This window comes from Streptomyces sp. HUAS YS2, from assembly GCF_033343995.1.
In the GTDB taxonomy this organism is placed as follows: Bacteria; Actinomycetota; Actinomycetes; order Streptomycetales; family Streptomycetaceae; genus Streptomyces; species Streptomyces solicathayae.
Genome location: NZ_CP137573.1, coordinates 5,520,383 through 5,542,164, shown reverse-complemented (window position 1 = coordinate 5,542,164; position 21,782 = coordinate 5,520,383). Strand labels below are relative to the sequence as shown.

21 protein-coding genes are annotated in these 21,782 nt (G+C 73.7%); 13 read left to right on the top strand and 8 right to left on the bottom strand.

The annotated features are described in order from the left end of the window. The first annotated feature begins 95 nt into the window (after nucleotides 1-95). The 7 genes from R2D22_RS25580 to R2D22_RS25550 all read left to right on the top strand — a co-directional run bounded on the left by R2D22_RS25580 (nucleotide 96) and on the right by R2D22_RS25550 (nucleotide 7,894). Nucleotides 96-737, top strand: a complete 642-nt coding sequence (locus R2D22_RS25580) for a TetR/AcrR family transcriptional regulator (RefSeq protein ID WP_318107016.1) — start codon at nucleotides 96-98, stop codon at nucleotides 735-737. 213 nt (nucleotides 738-950) lie between these two features. Then, entirely contained in the window at nucleotides 951-2,168 is a 1,218-nt protein-coding gene (locus R2D22_RS25575; protein ID WP_318107015.1) for an alpha/beta hydrolase, read from the top strand. A gap of 87 nt (nucleotides 2,169-2,255) precedes the next feature. Next, nucleotides 2,256-3,122 carry a DUF4429 domain-containing protein gene (locus R2D22_RS25570; protein WP_318107014.1) on the top strand — a complete coding sequence of 289 codons (867 nt, stop codon included), beginning with the start codon at nucleotides 2,256-2,258 and terminating at the stop codon, nucleotides 3,120-3,122. Between the two features lie 143 nt (nucleotides 3,123-3,265). Further along, entirely contained in the window at nucleotides 3,266-4,738 is a 1,473-nt protein-coding gene (locus tag R2D22_RS25565; RefSeq protein WP_318107013.1) for a sensor histidine kinase, read from the top strand. Next, nucleotides 4,735-5,421, top strand: coding sequence for a response regulator (locus R2D22_RS25560; RefSeq protein WP_318107012.1), 687 nt, complete (start codon nucleotides 4,735-4,737; stop codon nucleotides 5,419-5,421). Before R2D22_RS25565 ends, R2D22_RS25560 begins: the two co-directional genes overlap by 4 nt. A 233-nt stretch (nucleotides 5,422-5,654) precedes the next feature. Then, nucleotides 5,655-6,701 (top strand): alpha/beta hydrolase, encoded by a 1,047-nt coding sequence (locus R2D22_RS25555; RefSeq protein ID WP_318107011.1) that lies wholly within the window; start codon nucleotides 5,655-5,657, stop codon nucleotides 6,699-6,701. Continuing rightward, nucleotides 6,698-7,894: an acyltransferase family protein gene (locus R2D22_RS25550; RefSeq protein WP_318107010.1), complete on the top strand. Its 1,197-nt coding sequence runs from the start codon at nucleotides 6,698-6,700 to the stop codon at nucleotides 7,892-7,894. The genes R2D22_RS25555 and R2D22_RS25550 overlap by 4 nt, the downstream gene beginning before the upstream one ends. An 81-nt stretch (nucleotides 7,895-7,975) precedes the next feature. Here R2D22_RS25550 and R2D22_RS25545 read toward each other — a convergent pair whose 3' ends face one another. Both R2D22_RS25545 and R2D22_RS25540 read right to left on the bottom strand, forming a co-directional pair. Next, complete coding sequence (locus R2D22_RS25545) at nucleotides 7,976-8,989, bottom strand: aldo/keto reductase (protein WP_318107009.1); 1,014 nt, start codon at nucleotides 8,987-8,989, stop codon at nucleotides 7,976-7,978. After that, nucleotides 8,986-9,396 (bottom strand): MerR family transcriptional regulator, encoded by a 411-nt coding sequence (locus R2D22_RS25540; RefSeq protein WP_318107008.1) that lies wholly within the window; start codon nucleotides 9,394-9,396, stop codon nucleotides 8,986-8,988. The genes R2D22_RS25545 and R2D22_RS25540 overlap by 4 nt, the downstream gene beginning before the upstream one ends. A gap of 87 nt (nucleotides 9,397-9,483) precedes the next feature. Here R2D22_RS25540 and R2D22_RS25535 point away from each other — a divergent pair, with 87 nt between their 5' ends. Further along, on the top strand, nucleotides 9,484-10,302 hold the full coding sequence (locus tag R2D22_RS25535; protein WP_318107007.1) for a serine hydrolase domain-containing protein: 819 nt from the start codon (nucleotides 9,484-9,486) through the stop codon (nucleotides 10,300-10,302). A 21-nt stretch (nucleotides 10,303-10,323) separates the two neighbouring features. On the opposite strand, the gene R2D22_RS25530 is transcribed toward R2D22_RS25535, so the two are convergent. Genes R2D22_RS25530 through R2D22_RS25510 form a run of 5 tightly spaced genes read right to left on the bottom strand, consistent with a single transcriptional unit; the run spans nucleotide 10,324 to nucleotide 16,119 of the window. Further along, the gene (locus R2D22_RS25530) at nucleotides 10,324-11,016 is read right to left on the bottom strand and encodes a hypothetical protein (RefSeq protein ID WP_318107006.1); all 693 of its coding nucleotides are present in this window, start codon (nucleotides 11,014-11,016) and stop codon (nucleotides 10,324-10,326) included. Next, nucleotides 11,013-12,560 (bottom strand): ATP-binding protein, encoded by a 1,548-nt coding sequence (locus tag R2D22_RS25525; protein WP_411977075.1) that lies wholly within the window; start codon nucleotides 12,558-12,560, stop codon nucleotides 11,013-11,015. Before R2D22_RS25525 ends, R2D22_RS25530 begins: the two co-directional genes overlap by 4 nt. Next, nucleotides 12,557-13,240, bottom strand: coding sequence for a response regulator (locus R2D22_RS25520; RefSeq protein WP_318107004.1), 684 nt, complete (start codon nucleotides 13,238-13,240; stop codon nucleotides 12,557-12,559). The genes R2D22_RS25525 and R2D22_RS25520 overlap by 4 nt, the downstream gene beginning before the upstream one ends. A gap of 54 nt (nucleotides 13,241-13,294) precedes the next feature. Beyond that, nucleotides 13,295-14,884 carry a murein biosynthesis integral membrane protein MurJ gene (murJ, locus tag R2D22_RS25515; RefSeq protein ID WP_411977166.1) on the bottom strand — a complete coding sequence of 530 codons (1,590 nt, stop codon included), beginning with the start codon at nucleotides 14,882-14,884 and terminating at the stop codon, nucleotides 13,295-13,297. 56 nt (nucleotides 14,885-14,940) lie between these two features. After that, nucleotides 14,941-16,119, bottom strand: coding sequence for a lipid II:glycine glycyltransferase FemX (locus R2D22_RS25510; protein ID WP_318107002.1), 1,179 nt, complete (start codon nucleotides 16,117-16,119; stop codon nucleotides 14,941-14,943). Nucleotides 16,120-16,310: 191 nt separating this feature from the next. Between R2D22_RS25510 and R2D22_RS25505 the strand changes: the two genes are divergently transcribed. Next, on the top strand, nucleotides 16,311-17,477 hold the full coding sequence (locus R2D22_RS25505) for a L,D-transpeptidase (protein ID WP_318107001.1): 1,167 nt from the start codon (nucleotides 16,311-16,313) through the stop codon (nucleotides 17,475-17,477). Here the strand turns inward: R2D22_RS25505 and R2D22_RS25500 are convergent. Next, nucleotides 17,470-18,141, bottom strand: coding sequence for a pirin family protein (locus R2D22_RS25500; protein WP_318109975.1), 672 nt, complete (start codon nucleotides 18,139-18,141; stop codon nucleotides 17,470-17,472). The two genes, R2D22_RS25505 and R2D22_RS25500, sit on opposite strands and share 8 nt — an antisense overlap. A gap of 83 nt (nucleotides 18,142-18,224) precedes the next feature. Between R2D22_RS25500 and fasR the strand changes: the two genes are divergently transcribed. From fasR to R2D22_RS25480, 4 genes are all read left to right on the top strand, one after another. Next, nucleotides 18,225-19,406, top strand: a complete 1,182-nt coding sequence (fasR, locus tag R2D22_RS25495) for a fatty acid biosynthesis transcriptional regulator FasR (protein WP_318107000.1) — start codon at nucleotides 18,225-18,227, stop codon at nucleotides 19,404-19,406. An 89-nt stretch (nucleotides 19,407-19,495) separates the two neighbouring features. Then, nucleotides 19,496-20,407: an ACP S-malonyltransferase gene (locus R2D22_RS25490; protein ID WP_318106999.1), complete on the top strand. Its 912-nt coding sequence runs from the start codon at nucleotides 19,496-19,498 to the stop codon at nucleotides 20,405-20,407. A gap of 16 nt (nucleotides 20,408-20,423) precedes the next feature. Continuing rightward, complete coding sequence (locus tag R2D22_RS25485) at nucleotides 20,424-21,425, top strand: ketoacyl-ACP synthase III (protein WP_318106998.1); 1,002 nt, start codon at nucleotides 20,424-20,426, stop codon at nucleotides 21,423-21,425. Between the two features lie 86 nt (nucleotides 21,426-21,511). After that, nucleotides 21,512-21,760 (top strand): acyl carrier protein, encoded by a 249-nt coding sequence (locus R2D22_RS25480; RefSeq protein WP_084897295.1) that lies wholly within the window; start codon nucleotides 21,512-21,514, stop codon nucleotides 21,758-21,760. The last annotated feature ends 22 nt before the right edge of the window (nucleotides 21,761-21,782 follow it).

Sequence of the window (21,782 nt, the reverse complement as noted above, 5' to 3'; positions counted from 1 at the left end):
GACTGACAATTGACAAAGCAGTTCACACGTCGGTAACTGTCATGTTGCTCACAGGTACCCTGATCCGGTCCAAGTGGCGAGAAGAGGACCATCAAGTGACGTCTACCGGTCCGGCTACCGGGTTGCGCGAGCGGAAGAAGCAGCGCACGCGCGACGCGCTGCTGCGGGCCGCCCTGGAGCTCTTCACCACCAAGGGCTACGAGCGGACCACCGTGGACGAGATCGCCGACGCGGTGGACGTCTCCCAGCGCACCTTCTTCCGCTACTTCGCGAGCAAGGAGGACGTGGCCTTCGCCCTCCAGCAGATGGTCGAGCAGCGCTTCGTCCGCGCGCTCGAGGAACGTCCGGCGGAGGAGGGCCCGTTCGACGCGATGCGCAACGCGGTCCTGTGCGCCTGGGACTCGATCGGCGAGGCGATCGAGTCCGTCGTCCCGGTCGAGCTGTACCTGCGCACCTTCCAGGTGATCGAGTCGACCCCGGCGCTGCTCGCGGTGCACCTGCGCCGCTCCATCGAGATGGAGGACAGCATCAGCCGGCTGATCGCCGAGCGCGAGGGCCTGGACGTGGACGAGGACCCGCGGCCCCGGGTGGCGGTCGCCGCGTTCAGCGGCGTGATGCGGGTGGCCGGACAGCTGTGGGGCCGGGGTACGGACACCTCCCTGGACGCGATCCGCGCCATGACCGAGCGCTACCTCGACCACCTGGGCCCGACGCTGGCCGCCGACTGGCGGAAGTGACCCCGGAGACCTCTCGGACCCCCGCAGACCTCTCGGACCCCCGGGCCCCGCGGCGCCCCGGTCACCCCCGGACCTCCGGTCGGCTCCAGTCCTCCGGTCAGCCCCCACGCGCCTACCCACCGTCACCGGTAACCGGCGGTATTCCCTCCCTCGGGAGTGATCCCCGTCACCCCCGTCCCGGCCCAACGCGGCCGTCTCCTAGGGTGTCCCGCAGTGACTTCCTTCGACTCCTCCCCCACACTCGCCGCCTGGCGCATGCTGCTCGCGCTCGCCGTGGTGTTCGTCCTGCTCGCGACCACGGGCTGGACCAAGGTCAGACATCAGCCCGGGTCGGAGGACCCGCACCGGGCCGCGCTCGCCGCCTGGACGCACGGCTCGGCCGGTCACCGGCGGCTGCCCGACCCGTCCGCGCCCGCCCGTACGATCGCCGCCTTCTTCGACGCGATCGGCTCCGCGCGGGGCCGGCGCCTCGCCGACGAGCACCCGCTCGTCGTCGGCAACCTCAACGGCGCCCCGGTCACCCTGCGCTACCGCGCCAACCGTCTCTCCCTCGGCCGGGCGCTCGACGCCGAGCGGCACCGCCTGGACGGCAGCGGCCCGCGGCTCAGCGCCGACGGCCGGCGGGACGCCGTCCGCCGCGCCCACCGGTTCGCGTCGCTGATGCGGCCGGGCCGGCAGATCCTCGCGTTCGACCCCGTCGGGTCCGGCCGCACCGCCGAGGTCCTCGGCGACCTGAAGCGGGCCCGCCGCGTCTCGGTGATCGTGCCGGGCGTCGACACCAACCTGCTCACCTTCCAGAAGACCCACCGCAAGTACTCCGCCCCCGCCGGCATGGCGAGTTCGCTGTACGCCGCCGAGCGCAGGGCCTCGCCCCACACCCCGGTCGCCGTCATCGCCTGGGCCGACTACACCTCCCCCGTCGGCGTCGGCATCGACGCGGCGATCGGGCGGCTCGCCGAGAGCGGCGCGGTCCGGCTCGTCGACATGACGGCCTCGCTGCCCGGCACCTCGCGCGTCACCCTCTTCTGCCACAGCTACGGCTCCGTGCTCTGCGGGGTCGCCGCGCCACGGCTGCCGGAGCGCGTCACGGACGTCGCGGTGGCCGGTAGCCCCGGGATGCGGGTCGACAGCGCGGCCGACCTGGCCACCCGCGCCCGGGTGTGGGCGATGCGGGACGCGGACGACTGGATCCAGAACGTGCCCAACCTGGAGCTCGGCGGGGTCGGCCACGGGGCCGATCCCGCGGACCCCGCGTTCGGCGCGCGGTTGCTGTCCGCGGCCGGTGCGGACGGTCACACCGGCTATTTCGAGCCGGGCACGGAGAGCCTCGACAACTTCGCCGACATAGGGGTCGGTGCGTACCAGGCACTCACCTGTGCGAGCGCCGACAGCGCTTGCCGCAGTGGAATCTCCGGCGGGGTGGACGCCTGACGCGCGTAGAGCGCACGGGAGTTCGCCGGGGTATCGGCCGGGTGGGGAGGGGCGACGCCACGGCACATGCCGCATACGATGAGGCGCATGGGTGATGTGCTGGCCGGAATTCATGCCACCTGGGAGTTCGAGACCGACTCCGTGCTCATCCGCTTCGAACGGGGGATCCGTACGCCGAGACTGTTCCAGGCGCTGCGCGAACGGCGCGTGCCGCACGAGGCGTTGACCGCGGTGACGCTGACGGCGGGCAAGCGCGGGACGGTGGTACTGCACGCGGTCCCACGACCAGGGGCCGATCCGCTGATGGAGGCGGCCGCGGGACAGCTCAAGGAGGGCTGCGACCCGTACCGCCTCGTGCTGCCCGCCGACCGCGAGACGCTGGCGGAGTACTACGCGGACGAACTGCGCCCCCTGGTCGCGGCGGACGCGGGACCGTCGGACGGCTTCCTCGTACCGGCGCCGGAGGGACCGCAGTCCTTCAAGGCGTACGACGGCAGGGCGAGCTTCGACGGTACGGCGGAGGTCGCCTTCCGCTGGTCGTGGACGGGGGCCTCGTCGGCGAAGTGGAAGGCGGGCGACCAGGCGTTCGCGGTGCGCGAGCTGAGCGGGGTGGAGTGGCGCTCCCCCGACGTCCTCGACGGCTACCTGCGGCTGCTGCGGCGCGACCGGGACTCCGGTACGCAGCCGGCGCAGGCGGATCTGGACCCGGCGGCGGTCGTCTTCGGCCTCGGGTACGGGCCGGTGCACGAGTCGCTGCCGTTCGCGGCGGCGGTTCTCGCGGCGATCCGGGACGCGGACGACGACGCGCCTGCCGTGGCGGTGACGGCGGGCGCCCGGCGCGACCCGGCGGACATCGCGGAAAGGATCCGCCACCTCGGGGACCTGCACCGGGCGGGGCTGGTGACGGACGAGGAGTTCACGGCGAAGAAGCGGGAGCTGCTGGCGGAGCTGTAGGCCGGCGGCGGAGCTCTAGGCCGGCGGCAGAGCTGAGGCCGGGGCGACGGCCTTCGGGCCCGCGTCATACCTGGGTATCGGTCGCCGGACCGGTCCTCGGTATGACGTCGGGGCGGGGGCGTCCTGCCTAGGGTGGGCGCGTCATGAGTAACGCATCGCCTTCGCCCGAACCCGAATCCGCGCCCGCGCCGCCGGAGCCCGCGCCCCCGCCGCCGGAGCACCCGCCCACGCCGGCATCGGAGCCCACGTCGGCATCCGAGCCCACGCCGGCGACCGCCCGCCTCCGCGCCCTGCTCCACCGCGCCGTCCCCGCGACCGCCCGGGAGCCGCTGCACGCCCTCGGCGTCGCGCTCGCCACCCCGACCCGGCCCGGCGCGCCGCTGCTCGCCAAGGCGTCGTCGCGGTGGCTCCGGCGGCTGCCGTACGCCGTCGCCTTCGCGTTCGTCGCCACGCTGCTGCCGGTCACCATCACGGTCCTCATGAACGAATACCGGCTGAACGGCGCACTCGCCGGGGCGCTCGGCACCGCGCAGACCGCGCCGCTGCTGCTCGCCGTGACCCGCCCGCTCCAGGCCTGGTGGATCATCCTGCCCGCCGACTTCCTGGGGGCGCTCGCCCTGATCGCGGCGGACGGGACCGCCGGCAGGCCGTGGCCCTGGACCCCCATGGTCGTGGTCGGCTACCTGGCCCTGATGCTCGCCGTCGGACTGCGCGAGCCCCGCCGGACGCTGCTCGGCGTGTGGCTCCTGACCGGCCTTGCCGGGTGGGTGTGCGAGCTGCTCGCGCCCGAACTCAGCGAGCCCGTGCACGTCCTGCTCTTCGTGCTCAGCGGCGTCCTGCTCCTCATCACCGGCACCCTGCGCGAGCGCGGCGACGCGCAGCGGCGGCTGGTCGAGCAGGAGACGATCAGCGAGGCGGAGCGGGCCCGGCGCACCCTGCTCGAGGAGCGGGCCCGGATCGCGCGCGAGCTGCACGACGTCGTCGCCCACCACATGTCGGTGATCACGGTCCAGGCGGACTCGGCGCCGTACCGGATCCCGGACCTGCCGGAGGCCGCGCGGGAGGAGTTCGGCTCGATCGCCGTGGCCGCGCGCGAATCGCTGGCGGAGATGCGGCGGCTGCTCGTGGTGCTCCGGAGCGAGGGCACGGAGGGCGAACGCGCCCCGCAGCCCGGCCTGGACCGGGTGCAGCAACTGATCGAGGCGACGGTACGGGCCGGGGTACCGACGGAGCTGTCGCTGGCGGCGGAACTGGAGGACGTGCCGCAGGCGGTGGACCTCTCGGCGTACCGGATCGTGCAGGAGGCGCTGGCGAACGTGATGCGGCACGCGCCGGGCGCGCGGACGCGGGTGTCGGTGCAACCGGAGGAGAGCGGCGATTGGCTGACCGTGCTCGTCGTCAACGGACCGTCGGAGGAGCGGGGTTCGCGCCGTGGGCCGCTGGAGAGCGGCGGGACCGGGCACGGCCTGATCGGCATGCGCGAGCGCGTACGGTTGACCGGCGGCACGCTGGACACCGGGCCGCTGCCGGACGGCGGCTTCCGGGTCGCGGCGCGGCTTCCGCTGCGTACGGACCCCCTGTCGCCGACGGCCTCACCGACGAAGGGCTCTCTGTGACCATCCGCGTGATCATCGTCGACGACCAGGCCATGGTGCGGGCGGGGTTCGCCGCGCTGCTCTCGGCGCAGACGGACATCGACGTGGTCGGCGAGGCGCCGGACGGCCGGGCGGGCGTCGAGGTGGCGCGGTCCACGCACCCGGACGTGGTCCTGATGGACGTGCGGATGCCGGAGATGGACGGGCTCACGGCGGCGCGGGAGATCCTCACCGGCGGGGTGGGGGCGGTGCACCGGCCGCGCGTCCTGATGCTGACGACGTTCGACGTGGACGACTACGTGTACGAGGCGCTGCGCGCCGGGGCGTCCGGGTTCCTCCTGAAGGACGCGCCGCCGGCGGACCTGATCGCGGCGGTACGGGTGGTGGCGGCGGGCGAGGCGCTGCTCGCGCCGTCCGTGACGCGTCGCCTGATCGCCGACTTCGCGGCGCAGCGGCCGGCGCCGCGGCGCGACCGGGCGTCCCTGCGGCTGAACGGGCTGACGCCGCGGGAGACCGAGGTCCTGGAGCTGATCGCGCGGGGCCTGTCGAACCAGGAGATCGCGGATCGGCTGGTCCTGGCGGAGCAGACCGTGAAGACCCATGTGGGACGGGTCCTGGCCAAGCTGGACCTGCGGGACCGGGCCCAGGCGGTGATCTTCGCGTACGAGGCGGGAGTGGTACGCCCGGGCGACGGCGTGATGTGACGCGCCCCGCCTGACGGCCCCGGCCCCCGACCGGCCCCCGGCCCCCGGCCCCCGACCGGCCTCCGGCCCCCACCCTGGGGACAACCCCCGCCCCGGGGTGGGGACGGCCGGTCGTTCCGGGGATACCCCGGTATCACGTGCCACTTGGCCCCCCGGTGGGACGTGCCGTCACCCTTCGTCTTCCTACCTTCCTCCCGTCAACGACGTGGAAGAGGACGAAGGAGGGCCCCGGCATGCGGCGGTACAAGAGGACGCTGGCCACGGTGGCGCTCGTGGTCACCATGGTGACGGGGACCGCGGGGTGGGCTTCCGGTAACGCGCAGCAGGCCGTGACCGGGGGACCGGAGGGCGTGCGGGCGTGGGTCGCGGACGGTCTGCCCGACCCGCAGCGGATGACACCGCGCCAGATCGACGCGTTCTTCGACGAGTTGAGCCCCGCCGCGCGGGAACGGCTCGCCCTCCGCCACCCCGCGGTCGTCGGGAACCTCGACGGCGCCCCCGTACGGCTCCGGTACGCGGCCAACGCGCGCTCCCTGGAGGGGGATCCGCGGTTCGCCGGGCGGCAGGTGCTCGCCTACGACCCGCGCGGGCGGGGCCAGGTGGCCGTCGTCGAGGGTGATCTGGAGCGGGCCGAGCACGTCGCCGTCGTGGTCCCGGGGTCCGACGTCGACGCCGCCCGGAGCGAGTCGCTGCTCGACAAGGCCGAGGCGCTGTACGAGGCCACGGGCGAACGGGTCGCGGTCGTCGCCTGGGCCGGGTACACCACGCCCGTCGGCGTCGGCTGGGACGCCGCCACCGGCGGCCTTGCCGAGGCGGGAGCCGGGCGGCTGGTCCGCTTCGCCGAAGGGCTCGCCGCCACCGGCGCGCCCGAGCCCGCCGTGTTCTGCCACAGCTACGGCTCCGTGGTCTGCGGACTCGCCGCCCACGAGCTCAAGGCCCGGGACATCGTCGTCCACGGCTCCCCCGGCCTGCGCGCCGACAACGTCGCCGGACTGCACACCTCCGCCCGTGTCTGGGCCGCGAAGGACCCCGACGACTGGATCTCCAAGGTTCCGAACGTCCGGCTCCTCGGGCTCGGCCACGGCGCCGACCCCACCGGCCCCGGGTTCGGGGCCCGGCCGGTACCGGCCGCCGACGCCCAGGGCCACGACGGCTACTTCGCCCCCGGCACCCAGTCCCTGCGCGCCTTCGCCGCCATCGCGGAGGGCGACGTCGCCGACGGAGACGTCGCCGACGGAGACGTCATCGACGGAGGCGTCATCGAGGGAGACGTCCGATGAGCCTCGCCCACTCCGTCCGCGCCATCGACGCGCGCACCCCCGCCCACCGCGACCGCGCGATCGACGGGCTGCGGGCGCTGGCCCTGCTCGCCGTCCCCACCGGGCACTGGCTGCTCGGCGGGTTCACCCTCACCGCCGACGGCGCGATCCACAACGCCAGCCCGCTCTCGGCGCTCGGCGGGCTCGCCCCCGTCAGCTGGGTCCTGCAGATGCTCGGGATCTTCTTCCTGGTCGGCGGGTTCGCCTCCGCGCTGTCGTACGCGCGGCACGACGGCCCCGCCCGCGACTGGCTCAAGGGGCGGCTGGCCCGCCTCGGCCGGCCCGTGCTCGGCGTCACCGCCGTCTGGGCCGCGCTGCTGCCGCTGCTGCACCACGGGTTCGGCGTTCCCTACGGCACGCTGCGGACCGCGTCCACCCTCGTCGTCCAGCCCCTGTGGTTCGTCGGCGTCTACACGGTGATCACCGCGCTCACCCCGTACTGCGTCCGCGCCGCGCGCCGCCTGGGTGTGTGGGCAGCGGCCCCGCTGATCGGCACGGTCGCGGTCGTCGACGCACTGCGCTACGGGCCCTACGCCGACGCGGTGCCGGGCTGGCTGAGTGTCGTCAACATCCTGCCGGGCTGGATGTTCGCGTACCAGATCGGCGTCGCCTGGGCCGGGGGCCGGGTCACCCGGCGGCACGCCTGGGGGCTGCTGCTCGGCGGCGCCGCGCTGTTCGCCGCGCTGCTGCTCGTCTTCGGCTACCCGGCGTCGATGGTCGGCGTGCCCGGCGAGGCGCGCACCAACTCCCACCCCCCGTCGCTGCTGGTCCTCGCCCTCGCCGCCGCGCAGAGCGGTGCGGCGGTCCTGCTCCGGGAGCGGTTGGGCCGGCTGCTGCGCAGGCCCGCGCTCTGGGCGCCGGTCGTCGTGATCAACCTGTCGGCGATGACGATCCTGTGCTGGCACCAGACGGCGATGCTCGCCGCCGCGATCCCCGCCTCGTCCGCCGGAGAGATCACCGGCCTGCTCGGCGCGCCGGACACGGTCGGCTGGGTCCTCGCCCGGCTGGCCTGGATGCCGGTCTTCGCCGGACTGCTGGTGCTGTTCGGGCGGTACACGCGGCACTTCGAGTCGCCCTGGGCGAACACCGGGACGGCGCTGCGCGCCACGGCCGGGATGCTGGCCGCGGGGTTCGCGGTGTTCGCCCTGGGGTGAGCCGGTGGCCGGCCGGCCCCCGCCACTCCCGGCCGACGCCTGCCACTCCCGGCCGGCCCCGCCGCGCCCGGCCCGCCCTCGCTACTCCCGGGCGGCCGAGGTGAACGTCATGTCCGGGTACCGGTCCCCGGCCACCTGCGCCGCCATCGGCTCCAGCTCGGCCAGCTCGGCGTCCGTGAGCGTGATCCGGGTGGCCGCCGCGTTCTCCTCCAGGCGGGAGCGCTTGCGGGTGCCGGGGATCGGGACGACCGTCAGGCCGTGCACCGCGGCCCGCTGCTGGACCCAGGCGAGCGCGACCTGCGCGGCCGTCGCCCCGTGCGCCGCCGCGATCTTCAGGACGGGGGCGAGCAGCGCCGCGTTCCGTTCCGCGTTCTCGCCGCTGAAGCGCGGCTGGTGGCGGCGGAAGTCGCCGTCCGACAGTTCCTTCGTGGCGTCCGCGAACGCGCCGGTCAAGAAGCCCCGGCCCAGCGGCGAGTACGGGACGAACGCGACGCCCAGCTCCGCCGCCGCGCCGACCGCGCTGCGCTCCACGTCCCGTGAGAACAGCGACCACTCCGACTGGAGCGCGGTGATCGGGTGCACGGCGTGCGCCTCGCGCAGCTCCGCGCCGGTCACCTCGCTCAGCCCGAGGTGTTTCACCTTGCCCTCGCGCACCAGCTCGGCCATCGCGCCGACGGACTCGGCGAGCGGCACGGCGGGGTCGCGGCGGTGCATGTAGTAGAGGTCGACGGCCTCGACGCCGAGCCGGCGCAGGCTGCCCTCCACCGCCTGCCGGATGTACGCGGGGTCGTTGCGGACGGCCCGGTAGTGCGGGTCGTCGGCGCGCCGCTCTATGGCGAACTTGGTGGCCAGGGTGATCTCGTCGCGGTGCGCGGCGACGAACGGCGCGAGGAACTCCTCGTTGGCGCCCTGCCCGTACACATCGGCCGTGTCGATCAGGGTGACGCCGTTCTCCAGCGCCGCTTCGAGGGTGTCGCGGGCCGCGGCCTCGTCGGTCGCGCCGTAGAACTCGCTGATGCCCATCGCGCCGAAGCCCTGGACGCCGACCCGGGGGCCGTCCGTGCCGAGTCGTACGGTGTCGATCCTGCTGGTCATGGGGTCGTGCCTCCGCAGATGCTTCCGTAGTGGCTGATCTTGAAGTCGAGGACGGAGAGCGTGTCCTGGAGCTCGGCGATCCGGTCGATCACGTCGCGCCGGGTGGCCTCCAGGAGCTCGCGCCGTTCGGCGTGCGTGTGGGCTCCCGCCCGCACCAGCTCCGCGTACCGGACCATGTCGGCGACCGGCATCCCGGTCAGCCGCAGCTTGCCGACGAACTCCAGCCAGCCGAGGTCGCGTTCGCTGAAGCGGCGCTGCCCGGTGTGCGAACGGTCGACGTGCGGCATCAGCCCGATCCGCTCGTACCAGCGCAGGGTGTGCGCGGAGAGTCCGGTCAGGGCGGCCACCTCGCTGATCGTGTAGCGGTCCTTGCCGGCAAGTACGGTCGTGGTCTCGGTCACGCTCATGACCTCCACGCTAAAACGTTGGAGTGCACTCGAAGCAAGTGAGGGACGGAAGCGAGTCGGGGATGCGGGGGAAGTAGGCTCGACCGCATGCAGAGCCTGGCACTGATCGAGAACTGGCCCGTCCCCACCGCGGCCGCCGCCGTCGTCCGCGCGGACGGCACCCTGGCCGGAGCGCACGGCCCGACCGGCCGGCGTTTCCCGCTCGCCTCGGTCACCAAGCCGCTCGCCGCGTACGGCGTCCTCGTCGCGTACGAGGAGGGGGCGATCGACCTCGACGAGCCGGCCGGGCCCGAGGGCGCGACCGTACGGCACCTCCTCGCGCACACCTCGGGGCTCGCGTTCGACGAGAACCGGGTGATGGCCGCGCCCGGGACGCGCCGGATCTACTCCAACACCGGCTTCGAGGTCCTGAGGGATCTCGTCGCCAAGGCGACGGACATCCCGTTCGCCGATTACCTGCGCCAGGCCGTCCTGGAGCCGCTCGGCATGCACGCGACGACGCTGGAGGGCTCGCCGGCGAAGGACGCCGTCTCGACGGTGGACGACCTGGTGCGGTTCGCGGCCGAGGTGCAGGCGCCGCGGTTGCTCGACGCGCGGACGGTGCTGGACGCGATGACGGTGACGTACCCCGGCCTGACCGGCATCCTGCCGGGCTACGGCCACCAGCGGCCGAACGACTGGGGCCTGGGCTTCGAGATCCGGGACGGCAAGGCGCCGCACTGGACGGGGGCGGCGTCCTCGCCGCGCACCTTCGGGCACTTCGGGCAGTCGGGCACGTTCCTGTGGATCGACCCGGACGCGCGCGCGGCCTGCGTCGCGCTGACCGACCGGGCCTTCGGCCCGTGGGCGATCGAGGCGTGGCCGCCGTTCACCGACGCGGTGCTGGCGGAGCTGCGCGCGGCCTGACCGCTCCGTGGGAGCCGGGGGTCATTCGCAGCGGGCGGCCGGGAGTTCGCCGTCGCGGCCGAGGAGGATCACCTCGACGTCGCCGGAGTCGGGCGCCTCGGCGTAGGCCGCCGTGCAGATGATCTGCTGCACGGCGGCGCCGTCCAGGCCCTCCAGCCTGAGCTCGCTCCTGATCCAGATCTTCCGGGAGGGCGCGTGGGTGCTTCCGGGGGTGTGCACGGGAGTCCCACCGCTGCCGGCGCTGCCGCCGTCTCCCCCGCCCCCTACGCTCCCGCCGCTCGTCCGCCGGTCCCGGCCGCCGTGCGCCCAGGCCGCGGCGTCCTCCTCGCGGTAGGCGATCTCGAAGCCCTTCAGACCTGCCTCGGGGATGCGGCTGTGCAGGCCGGCGGCGCGCTCGGCGTCGGTCGTGCCGTGCGTCAGGGCGGCGAGTATCTTCCCGGCGCCCATCGGACCCGAGTCCGCGCTACCGGTGCCGCTCTGCGGGGCGCGCGCGTCGTCGAGCGGGTTGTACCGGGACCGGACGACCGGGACGAGCCGCCCGTCCTCGGACACGAAGAACAGCGTGATCCGGTCCGGTCCCTCGGGCGAGACCCCGACGGTCGCCGCGCCGCCGGCCTCCACCACGTCGCTCTCCTGGATGCCGCAGCCGGTGACGGCGAGCGAGAGGGCGGCGAGGGCGACCGCTGCCCGGCCCAGGCGTGTCGTTCGTGTCATGCGGTGTCCTCCCCGCCGGTGAGCGGGATCTCGACGGTGAAGACGGCACCGCCGGACGGGCCGTTGGCGGCCCGGACCGTGCCTCCGTGCAGCCGTACGTTCTCCAGGGTGATCGCCAGCCCGAGGCCGCTGCCGGCCGAGCGGGTACGGGCCCGGTCGGCCTTGTAGAACCGGTCGAACACGTGCGGCAGGACGTCCGGGGCGATGCCCGGCCCCCGGTCCGCGACCTCCGTGACGAGCCAACTGCTGAGGTCCGCCGCCCGGAACTCGGTGGTGAGCCGCACGGTCACCGGCGGGCGGCCGTGCCGCAGGGCGTTGCCGACGAGATTGGCGACGACGACGTCGAACCGGCGCGGGTCGAGGCGGGCGCGGATGCCGGTGGGAAGTTCCGTGACGACCTGTGCCGGGTCGGTCCAGTGGCGGCTCAGGAGGGTGCGCCGGATGGTCTCCGCGACGTCCACCTCGTCGGTGTGCAGCCCTGCGGCGCGGGCGTCGAACCGGGAGATCTCCATCAGGTCCTCGACGAGGACGGCGAGCTTGCCGGTCTCGGCGCTGATCAGGCGGACCGCGGCGGCCGTGTCGGGGTCGAGGTGGGCGGCGTCCTCGTCGAGTACCTCGGTGACGGCGAGCATCCCGGCGAGCGGGGTGCGCAGCTCGTGCGAGACGTCGGAGGCGAACTGGCGGGCGCGTGCCTCGGCGGCGCGGAGTTCGGCGACGGAGTGCTCGAGCGCGGCGGCGGACGCGTTGAACGTGCGGGCCAGGTCGGCGAGTTCGTCGCCGCCCTTGACCTGGATCCGGGTGTCGAGCCGGCCCTCCCCCACGTGGTGCGCGGCGCGCCGCAGATCGCGTACGGGACGCAGCACGCTGCGCGCGGCGAGCAGCGCGGGGATCAGGGCGACGGCCAGGGCGGGCAGCGCGCCGTCGCGGGCGGCGACGACCATCGCGCGGATGTTGGCGTCCTCGGCGTCCAGCTCCATCACGGCGTACAGGACGAGACCGGTGGGCCGCGCCTCGGCGCCGGGCGCGGGGGCGAACACGGCGGGGACGGCGACGGTCAGGTACGAGTGGCCGCCGCCGACCACCCGCTGGAAGCTGCCGCGCGGCGCGCCACGCGCGGCGCGGCGCAGCTCGGAGGTGATGACGGAGGAGGTGGGACTCGTACTGGACGAGAGGCGCATGCTCCCGTACTCGGCGTACACCCGCCACGGGCGCGGCTTGCCCTGCCGGGCGATCTGCTGGAGCCGCAGCTGGAAGCTGTTCGGGTCGACGGGCAGTTGGAGGTCGAGCCCCTGGATCTGGTCCCGGAAGTGCGAGACGGCGGTGTCCTGGGTCTGTTCGAGGATGGCGTTGCGCGCGGCACGGTAGGTGAGCGCGGCGGTGGTCCCGCAGGACAAGGCGGCGACCAGCAGAAACGCCACGACCAGCCGCGTCCGCAACCCGGACCGCGCCGACCGCACCCGCCGCCGGAGTCCCCCGAACCCCCGGTCCGCACCGGGGCGAGTGAGCGGCGCCGCCTCCGCGGCGCGCCTTCGTCGGGGGCTCACAGGGGCCCGAAGCGGTAGCCGAAGCCGCGGAGGGTCTGGATGTAGCGGGGGGTGCCGGGGACGTCCTCGATCTTGTTGCGGAGGCGGCGGACACAGGCGTCCACCAGGCGGGCGTCGCCGTGGTAGCTGTGCTCCCAGACGTGCTCCAGGAGCTGTTGGCGGCTGAAGACCTGCTCCGGCGCGGCGGAGAGGTGGAGCAGGAGCTTCAGTTCCGAGGGGGCCAGGGCGACCCGTACGCCCGACTTGGCGACCGCGAGGCCGGTGCGGTCGATGGCGAGTTCGCCGTGGAACTCCACGGCCGGCCGGCCGGCGCCGGGCTCCTCGATCCGCCGCAGGACGGCGCGGATACGGGCCTCGATGACCTCGGTGCGGGCGGGCTTGACGATGTAGTCGTCGGCCCCGGCCTCCAGGCCGACGACGACGTCGAAGTCGTCGCCGCGCGCGGTGAGCATGATGATCGGCAGCTGGCTGTCCTCGCGGACCCGCCGGCAGACCTGGACGCCGTTCATGCCGGGCAGCATGAGGTCGAGCAGCAGCAGATCGGGGCGGAACTCGCCGAGCAGCGCGAGCCCGGCCTCCCCGGTGGCGGCGCCCCGCACCTCGTGCCCCCGCCGCCGGAGCCCGAGTTCGACCCCTTCACGGACGGAGGGGTCGTCTTCTATGAGCAGCACACGAGGCATCGAAGCAGTATCCCAAGGTCGAATGTACGGGCGGAGTGCCGGGTGGTGGATCGCTCAGTCCGGGCGGCGCGGCCCCGCCGCCCGGCGGCGGGCCGCCGCCAGCAGCGCCTGCACCTCGCGCAGCCGCAACGGGCGGGCCAGCAGGGCGAAGACGCCCGCGATCACGAGCCCGCCGGCGGCGCCCGCGCCGGCCGGCCCCGCGGGGGCGGCCACGACGGTCGCGGCCAGGCCGAGCCCGGCCGCCGGCACCGCGGCGAGCAGCAGCCGCGCGAGCGCTGCCGGCGCGGAGTCCGCGCCCCGCCGTCCCGTCGGCCCCGCGCCCCGCAGCCGCCGGCTCAACGCCCAGCCCGTCGCCGCCCATCCGGCCCACAGCGCCACCGAGTACGCCGCCGCCATGCCGGTGACCGCCCAGCGGGCCGGGAGCACCTCGTACGCCGCCCACGACAGTGCCGCGTTCGTGCCGGCGATCAGCAGGTTCAGCAGGAAGGGGGTGCGGGTGTCCCGCAGGGCGTAGAACGCGCGGGTGAGGACGTACTGGCCGGAGAGGGCGATCAGTCCGGGCGCGAAGGCCATCAGCGTGGCGGCCATCCGGCGGATGTCGTCCGCGTCGGTGCGGCCGTACTGGAAGACCAGCGCGAGCACCGGCACGGCGAGGGCGAACAGCGCGCACGCCGCCGGGACGATCGCCGCCGCGCTCGTGCGCAGCGCGTACCCGACGTCCCGCCGCACCCCGGCCCGGTCGCCGTCCGTGGCCGCCGCGCTCATCCGCGGCATGAGCGCGGTGACCAGGGAGACCGTGACGATGCCGTGCGGCACGGCCCACAGCAGGTACGCGTTGTTGTACGCGGCGAAACCGGCGCCGCCGTCGACGCCCAGCGCCTCCGCCCGTACCCCCGCGGCCGTCGCGAGCCGGGTGGTCACCCAGTACGCGGCCTGGTTGGTGAGGACCAGCAGCACCAGCCAGCCGGCCGACCGCAGCGGCGTGGCGAGCCCGCTGCCGCGCCAGTCGAACCGCGGTCGCCAGCGGAACCGCGCCGCGCGCAGCACCGGTACGAGCGCCAGCGCCTGGACGGCGATGCCCGCCGTGGTGCCCCAGCCGAGCAGCGCGGTCTCTCGGGCGGTGACCTCCGCGCCGTCGGCCACCGCGAGGTACAGCGCGAACACGGCGATGACGACGACGTTGTTGAGCACCGGCGTCCACATCATCGCGCCGAACCGGCCGCGCGCGTTGAGCACTTGGCCGAGCAGCGTGAACAGCCCGAGGAAGAAGATCTGGGGCAGGCAGTAGCGCGCGAAGGCGACCGTCATGGTCCGCCGCGCGCCCTCGTAGTCGGTGTACAGATCGACGATCGCGGGGGCCGCGAGCACCGCGCCCGCCGTGAGCGCGAGCAGCGCGAGCCCGCAGACGGTGAGCAGCCGGTCGGTGTACGCGGCGCCGCCGTCCTCGTGCTCCTTCGCCGCCTTGACCAGTTCGGGCACGAACACCGCGTTGAGCGCCCCGCCGAGCAGCAGCATGTACACGATGGTCGGGACGGAGTTGCCGACGGCGTACCCGTCCGCGAGCGCCCCGACGCCGAGGGCCGCCGCGACGACGGCGGAGCGGACGAATCCGGTGGCCCGCGAGACGACCGACCCGGCCGCCATCACCGCTCCGCTGCGCAGCACGGACGACGCACGCCCCTCCGGGGCCGCGGTGGCCGTCACCGGCGGGCCAGATACGCCTGGAAGGCGCGGTACAGCGTGTGGTTGGCGGTGCCCTGCATCGGTGTCTCCCACTCCCCCAGCGTCTCGACGACCTGTCCGCCCGTGCCGAGCTTCCAGCGCAGCAGCCCGTGGGCGCGGTCGTCCGGATCGAGGGTGGAGGGTACTCCGCGCATGTCGTAGACGTCGGCTCCGGCGGCCTGCGCGTCCCGCATCATGCGCCACTGCAGGGCGTTGGAGGGGCGGACCTCGCGCCGGTGGTCGGCGGACGCGCCGGTCTGGTACCAGACCCGCCGGCCGACGGTGATCATCGTGTGGGCGGCGAGGATCTCGCCCTCGTGGCGGGCGAGATAGAGCTTCATCCGGCCGGGTTCCTCGGCGTTGAGGAGCGCGTACTGCCGCTCGTAGTACGAGAGGTCGCGGCCGAGCCGGAAGCCGTCGCGTTCCTCGGTGATCCGCAGCAGCCGGTAGAACTCGGGCAGGTCGGCGGCGCCGCCGACGGCGACCTCCACCCCGGACCGGTCCGCCCGGCGGACGTTGCGTCGCCATTCCTGGTTGAGCCCGGCCCACAGGTCGTCGGTGGTACGGCCGGCCAGCGGCACCTGGTAGACGAACCGGGGCTGGGCGTCGGCGCCGTCCTCCGCGTCGCCGCCGCAGCGCTGCCAGCCGCGGGCGCGCAGCCGCTCCGCGACGGCGGTGCCGAGCGGGTCGACCTCGCAGGCGAGCACGTCGGACAACCGCCGTCCGCTGCCCGTCGCGGTCTTGAGCCGGGCCGCGTCCCAGCGCCGGAAGGCGGGCGTGGGCCCGAGGCGTACGGCGAACGCCCCGGCGGCGCGCAGGTGGTGGAGCAGCGGCGTGAGCCAGCTGTCGATGTCCGGGTCCGACCAGTCGGCGACGGGGCCTTCGGGCAGGTAGGCGAAGTACTTGCGGGTGCCGGGGAACGGCCGCAGCAGGACCAGCGCGGCGCCGGTGAGCCGTCCGGACGCGGGCCCCCAGCCGAGGAACAGCGGCCGCCAGCCCTCCTTGACCCCGGCCCAGGACGGGCACTGCAGGAAGCTGGGGCCGTCGGGCTCGGTGGCGCGGGACGCGACGAACGCCCGGTAGGTCTCGGCGGTCACGGGGCCGAGCCGTACGTCCCCGGCGCCGGGTGCGGCGGCCGTCACGAGCAGCGCTGACACAACGGGAGCCTCCTTGTTCCGCCCCCTCGGTGGTGGGGGCGCACAGCAGGCTCACAGCCGAATGCGACCGCTCCACGCGGCGATTGTGACCGGACGATGACCGTTCCTCTGCAGCGGCCGTCACATGGGGTTTCCGGTGGTGGGAGCGGCCTACAGTCCGGGCATCCCACCCTTTTCCGGAGGCTTCCGTGATGTCTGCGCGCACTCGAATACGGCCCGCTCTGGCCGCCGTCGCCCTGTGTTCCGTCCTGACCGCCTGCACGTCGGGGGCGGCCGGCTCGCCGCGCGAGGCGACCGGCAGGACGACGGAGCCTCCGGCGAAGGTGACGGTGGCGGCCCCGGCCGCCGGCCGGGTCGTGACCGTGACCGCGACGGGCGGCACGCTGACCGGGGTGGAGGTCGTCGACGCGAAGGGCACGGTGCTCGCGGGCCGGGTCGCGGCCGGCGGGACGTCGTGGGTGTCGGAGCGGCCGGCGATGCCGGGGACCTCGTACCGCGTGGCGGCGACGACGCGGACGGCCGGCGGGACGACAGGGACGACCCGCTCCACCTTCTCGACCGCCGAGGCGGAGCAGGTCAACAAGCTGACCCTGGCGCCCGGCAAGAACACCACGGTCGGCGTCGGTCAGCCGCTTTCGATCGTCTTCGACCGTCCGGTGACGCACAAGGCCGCGGTGGAGAAGCAGTTGAGGGTGACCACCTCGAACGGGACCGAGGGCTCGTGGGGCTGGCTGAAGGACTGGTCGGGCAAGGACAGGGCGGACTGGCGGCCGAAGGAGTACTGGAAGCCCGGCACGAAGGTCACCCTGGACGCGCGGCTCGGCGGCACCGACTCGGGCGGCGGCTGGTTCGTCCGCGACTACCGGACCGGTTTCACGATCGGCCCGCGGCAGGTCGTGAAGGTCGACCTGGACGAGAAGCGGCTCACCCTGGAACGGGACGGCCGGGCGGTCCGCACCATCCCGGTCTCCGGCGGCACGCCCGGCGGCGACCGGCGCTCGTGGCGGGGCACGGCGGTGCTGATGGCCAAGGAGGGCACGATCCGGATGAACTCCGAGACGGTCGGGCTCGGCGACGCCTACAACAAGATGGTCTCCTATTCCATGCGGCTGACCTGGTCCGGCATGTACGCGCACGCGGCGCCGTGGAACGCGGCGTACTTCGGCCGCGCGAACCGGAGTTCGGGCTGCATCGGCATGAGCACGGCGCAGGCCTCGTCGTTCTACGAGTCCGTCCGGGTCGGCGACCCGTTCGAGATCAAGGGCGCCGAGACCAAGGGCACGGTGGCGGAGGGCAACGGCTACGGGGCGTGGAACCTGAGCTGGGAGGCCTGGAAGGCGAAGAGCGCGCTCAGCTGAAGGAGCGGCGCGGGTCGCGCATCTCCCAGAGCAGTACCTCCGCGTCGCCGGTCGCCATCAGGGCGAGGTCCCGCGCGTCGGTGATCCTGGCCGCGTCGCCCGCGGCCAGCTCCTCGCCGTCGACGCGGACCGTGCCACGGACGACGTGCGTGTACACGAAGTCGGCGTCGGGGACGGCGGTGCGCTCGCCCGCCTCCAGGCGGCGCACGTGCAGCATCGCCGCGGCCTCGGGGAGGGCGTACGGGGTGGAGTCGGCGATCCCGGGGACGATCTCGTACCCGGGCTCGCCGCCGGGGTCCAGCGGGGCGAGCCACATCTGCACGAAGACCAGCGGCACGTCGGCGTCGTTGCGCTCGACGTGCCGGACGCCGCCGGCGGAGCTGAGTCGCTGCACGTCGCCGGCCCGGACGGTGGTGGCGTGGCCCGCCGAGTCGCGGTGCGTCAGCTCGCCCTGGACGACCCAGGTCACGATCTCGGTGTGGCTGTGCGGATGCTCCTCGAACCCGGCGCCGGGCGCGAGCCGCTCCTCGTTGCAGGCGAGGATCGCGCCGAAACGCAGGTTGTCGGGGTCGTAGTGGCCACCGAACGAGAACGCGTGCGACGTCTCGATCCCGGCGGCCGGATCACCACCGGGGTACCGCTCCCCGGCCCGCTGAATGCGCATCACGGGCTTACCGTACGGCCTCGTCGTCCCCGTCCGTCCACGCCCGTGCGCGTCCCGGTACGCCGATAAGGCACCCTTAGTCCGTGCCCGAACCCACGAACGCCGCCCATCCGCACTCCGCGACCCTGAAGCGCCTGGAGCAGTCGTCGGGGCGGCTCGCCGCCCATGCGATCGCCCGCATGGACGAGACGCTGCCGTGGTACCGGGCCATGCCGCCCGAGAACCGGTCGTGGATCGGCCTGGTCGCCCAGGCCGGTATCGCCGCGTTCACCGAGTGGTTCCGGCACCCGGAGACCCCGCAGGCGATCTCCACCGACGTCTTCGGCACCGCGCCCCGCGAGCTGACCCGCGCCATCACGCTGCGCCAGACCGTGGAGATGGTCCGGACGACGATCGAGGTCATGGAGTCGGCGATCGACGAGGTCGCCGCGCCCGGCGACGAGTCCGTGCTCCGCGAGGCGCTGCTGGTCTACGCCCGCGAGATCGCCTTCGCCACCGCGCAGGTGTACGCGCAGGCCGCCGAGGCGCGCGGCGCCTGGGACGCCCGCCTGGAGTCGCTCGTGGTGAACGCGGTGTTGTCCGGCGAGGCAGACGAGGGCGCGGTGTCCCGCGCCGCCGCGCTCGGCTGGAACTCGCCCGACCACGTCTGCGTCGTGCTCGGCACCGCGCCGGACGGCGACAGCGAGCTCACCGTCGAGGCGATCCGGCGGGCCGCCCGGCACGCCAAGCTCCAGGTCCTGACCGGTGTGCTCGGCGACCGGCTGGTCGTCATCGCGGGCGGCAGCGACAACCCGCTGGCCGTCGCGAAGGCGCTGATCGGCCCGTACGCGGCGGGCCCGGTCGTGGCCGGCCCGGTCGTACCGGACCTGCTGGCGGCGACGCGGTCCGCGCAGGCCGCCGCCGCCGGACTGAAGGCCTGCTCGGCGTGGCAGGACGCCCCGCGGCCCGTCCTGGCGGATGATCTGCTGCCGGAGCGCGCGATCGCCTCCGACCCTGCGGCGCGCGAGCAGTTGGTGGAGGAGATCTACAGACCGCTGGAGGAAGCGGGCTCGGCGCTGCTGGAAACACTGAGTGTCTATCTGGAGCAGGCGAGCAGTCTGGAGGGCGCCGCGCGGATGCTCTTCGTGCACCCCAACACCGTGCGCTACCGGCTCCGACGTGTGACCGACGTCACCGGTTGGTCACCCTCCGACGTCCGGTCGGCGTTCACGCTGCGGATCGCCCTGATCCTGGGGCGTCTGGCCGACGGGGATACGCAGTCCTAGACTTTTGTCGGACATCAACAATTCCCCCGACGGTTCTTGGTCCCTGTCCTCACGGGCGTCCGGAACCGTCCACAAGAGAGAGTGTGAGGGTGCTCGTACTCGTCGCTCCCGGCCAAGGCGCTCAGACGCCCGGCTTCCTGACTCCCTGGCTCGAACTGCCCGGCGCCGCCGACCGCATCGCGGCATGGTCGGACGCCATCGAGCTCGACCTCGCCCACTACGGCACCAAGGCCGACGCGGACGAGATCCGCGACACCGCGGTGGCGCAGCCGCTGCTGGTGGCCGCCGGCCTGCTGTCCGCCGAGGCGCTCGGCATGCGGCCGAACGCCGTCGCCGGCCACAGCGTCGGTGAGATCACCGCGGCCGCCTTCGCGGGCGTCCTCGACGAGACCGCCGCGCTGCGCTTCGTCCGCACCCGCGGCCTGGCGATGGCCGAGGCCGCCGCGATCGTCGAGACCGGCATGTCCGCGCTGCTCGGCGGGGACCCCGAGGTAACGCTTCCGCACCTGGAGAAGCTCGGCCTGACCCCGGCGAACGTGAACGGCGCCGGCCAGATCGTCGCCGCCGGCACGCTGGAGCAGCTCGCCGCGCTGGAGGCGGACAAGCCCGAGGGCGTCCGCCGGGTCGTCCCGCTGAAGGTCGCGGGCGCGTTCCACACGGTCCACATGGAGCCCGCGGTGGCGAAGCTGGCCGACGCGGCGCGTGAGCTGACGGTGGCCGACCCGACCCTGCCGTACGTCTCCAACAAGGACGGCGCGACGGTCGCCGCGGGCGCCGACGTCGTCTCGCGCCTGGTCGGCCAGGTCGCCAACCCGGTCCGCTGGGACCTCTGCATGGAGACCTTCAAGGCGCTCGGCGCGACGGCGCTGGTCGAGGTCTGCCCCGGCGGCACCCTCGTCGGTCTGGCCAAGCGCGCCCTTCCGGGCGTCGAGACGCTCGCCCTGAAGACCCCCGACGACCTCGACGCGGCCCGCACGCTGCTTTCCGAGCACACAGCCTGAGAAGGAGCCGTAGCGCATGTCGAAGATCAAGCCCAGTAAGGGCGCCCCGTACGCACGCATCCTCGGTGTCGGCGGCTACCGCCCGACCCGTGTGGTGCCGAACGAGGTGATCCTCGAGACGATCGACTCGTCCGACGAGTGGATCCGCTCCCGCTCCGGTATCTCCACCCGCCACTGGGCCTCCCCCGAGGAGACCGTGAGCGCGATGTCGGTCGAGGCGGCCGGCAAGGCCATCGCCGACGCCGGGATCACGCCGGAGCAGATCGGCGGCGTGATCGTCTCCACGGTGTCGCACTTCAAGCAGACGCCGGCCGTCGCCACCGAGATCGCGGACAAGATCGGCGCGGTCAAGCCGGCCGCGTTCGACATCTCCGCGGGCTGCGCCGGCTTCGGCTACGGACTGACCCTGGCCAAGGGCATGGTCGTGGACGGCTCGGCGGAGTACGTCCTCGTCATCGGCGTCGAGCGGCTCAGCGACCTGACCGACCTGGAGGACCGCGCGACGGCCTTCCTGTTCGGCGACGGTGCGGGCGCGGTCGTCGTCGGCCCCTCGAAGGTGCCGGCCATCGGCCGGACCGTGTGGGGCTCCGAGGGCGACAAGTCCGAGACCATCAAGCAGACCGTGCCGTGGACGGACTACCGCGACGGCGAGGTCGAGAAGTTTCCCGCCATCACGCAGGAGGGTCAGGCGGTCTTCCGCTGGGCCGTCTTCGAGATGGCCAAGGTCGCCCAGCAGGCACTGGACGCCGCCGGTATCTCGGCGGACGACCTGGACGTCTTCATCCCGCACCAGGCCAACATGCGGATCATCGACTCGATGGTGAAGACGCTGAAGCTGCCGGAGCACGTCACGGTCGCCCGTGACGTGGAGACCACCGGCAACACCTCGGCCGCCTCGATCCCGCTCGCGATGGAGCGGCTCCTGGCGACCGGGCAGGCGAAGAGCGGCGACACCGCGCTCGTCATCGGCTTCGGGGCGGGTCTCGTCTACGCCGCGACGGTCGTTACCCTCCCCTAGGCGCCGTACGGATCGTTCCGGACGGGGTCGCAGCAGCACCTCAGCACCATCTGAACAACCTGATCAACCATCGAAGGAGCGCCGACATGGCCGCCACTCAGGAAGAGATCGTTGCCGGTCTCGCCGACATCGTGAACGAGATCGCCGGTATCCCGGTCGAGGACGTCCAGCTGGACAAGTCCTTCACCGACGACCTGGACGTCGACTCGCTGTCCATGGTCGAGGTCGTCGTCGCCGCCGAAGAGCGCTTCGACGTCAAGATCCCGGACGAGGACGTCAAGAACCTCAAGACGGTCGGCGACGCCGCCGATTACATCCTGAAGCACCAGGGCTGATTCGGCCCCTGCTGACTCGGTC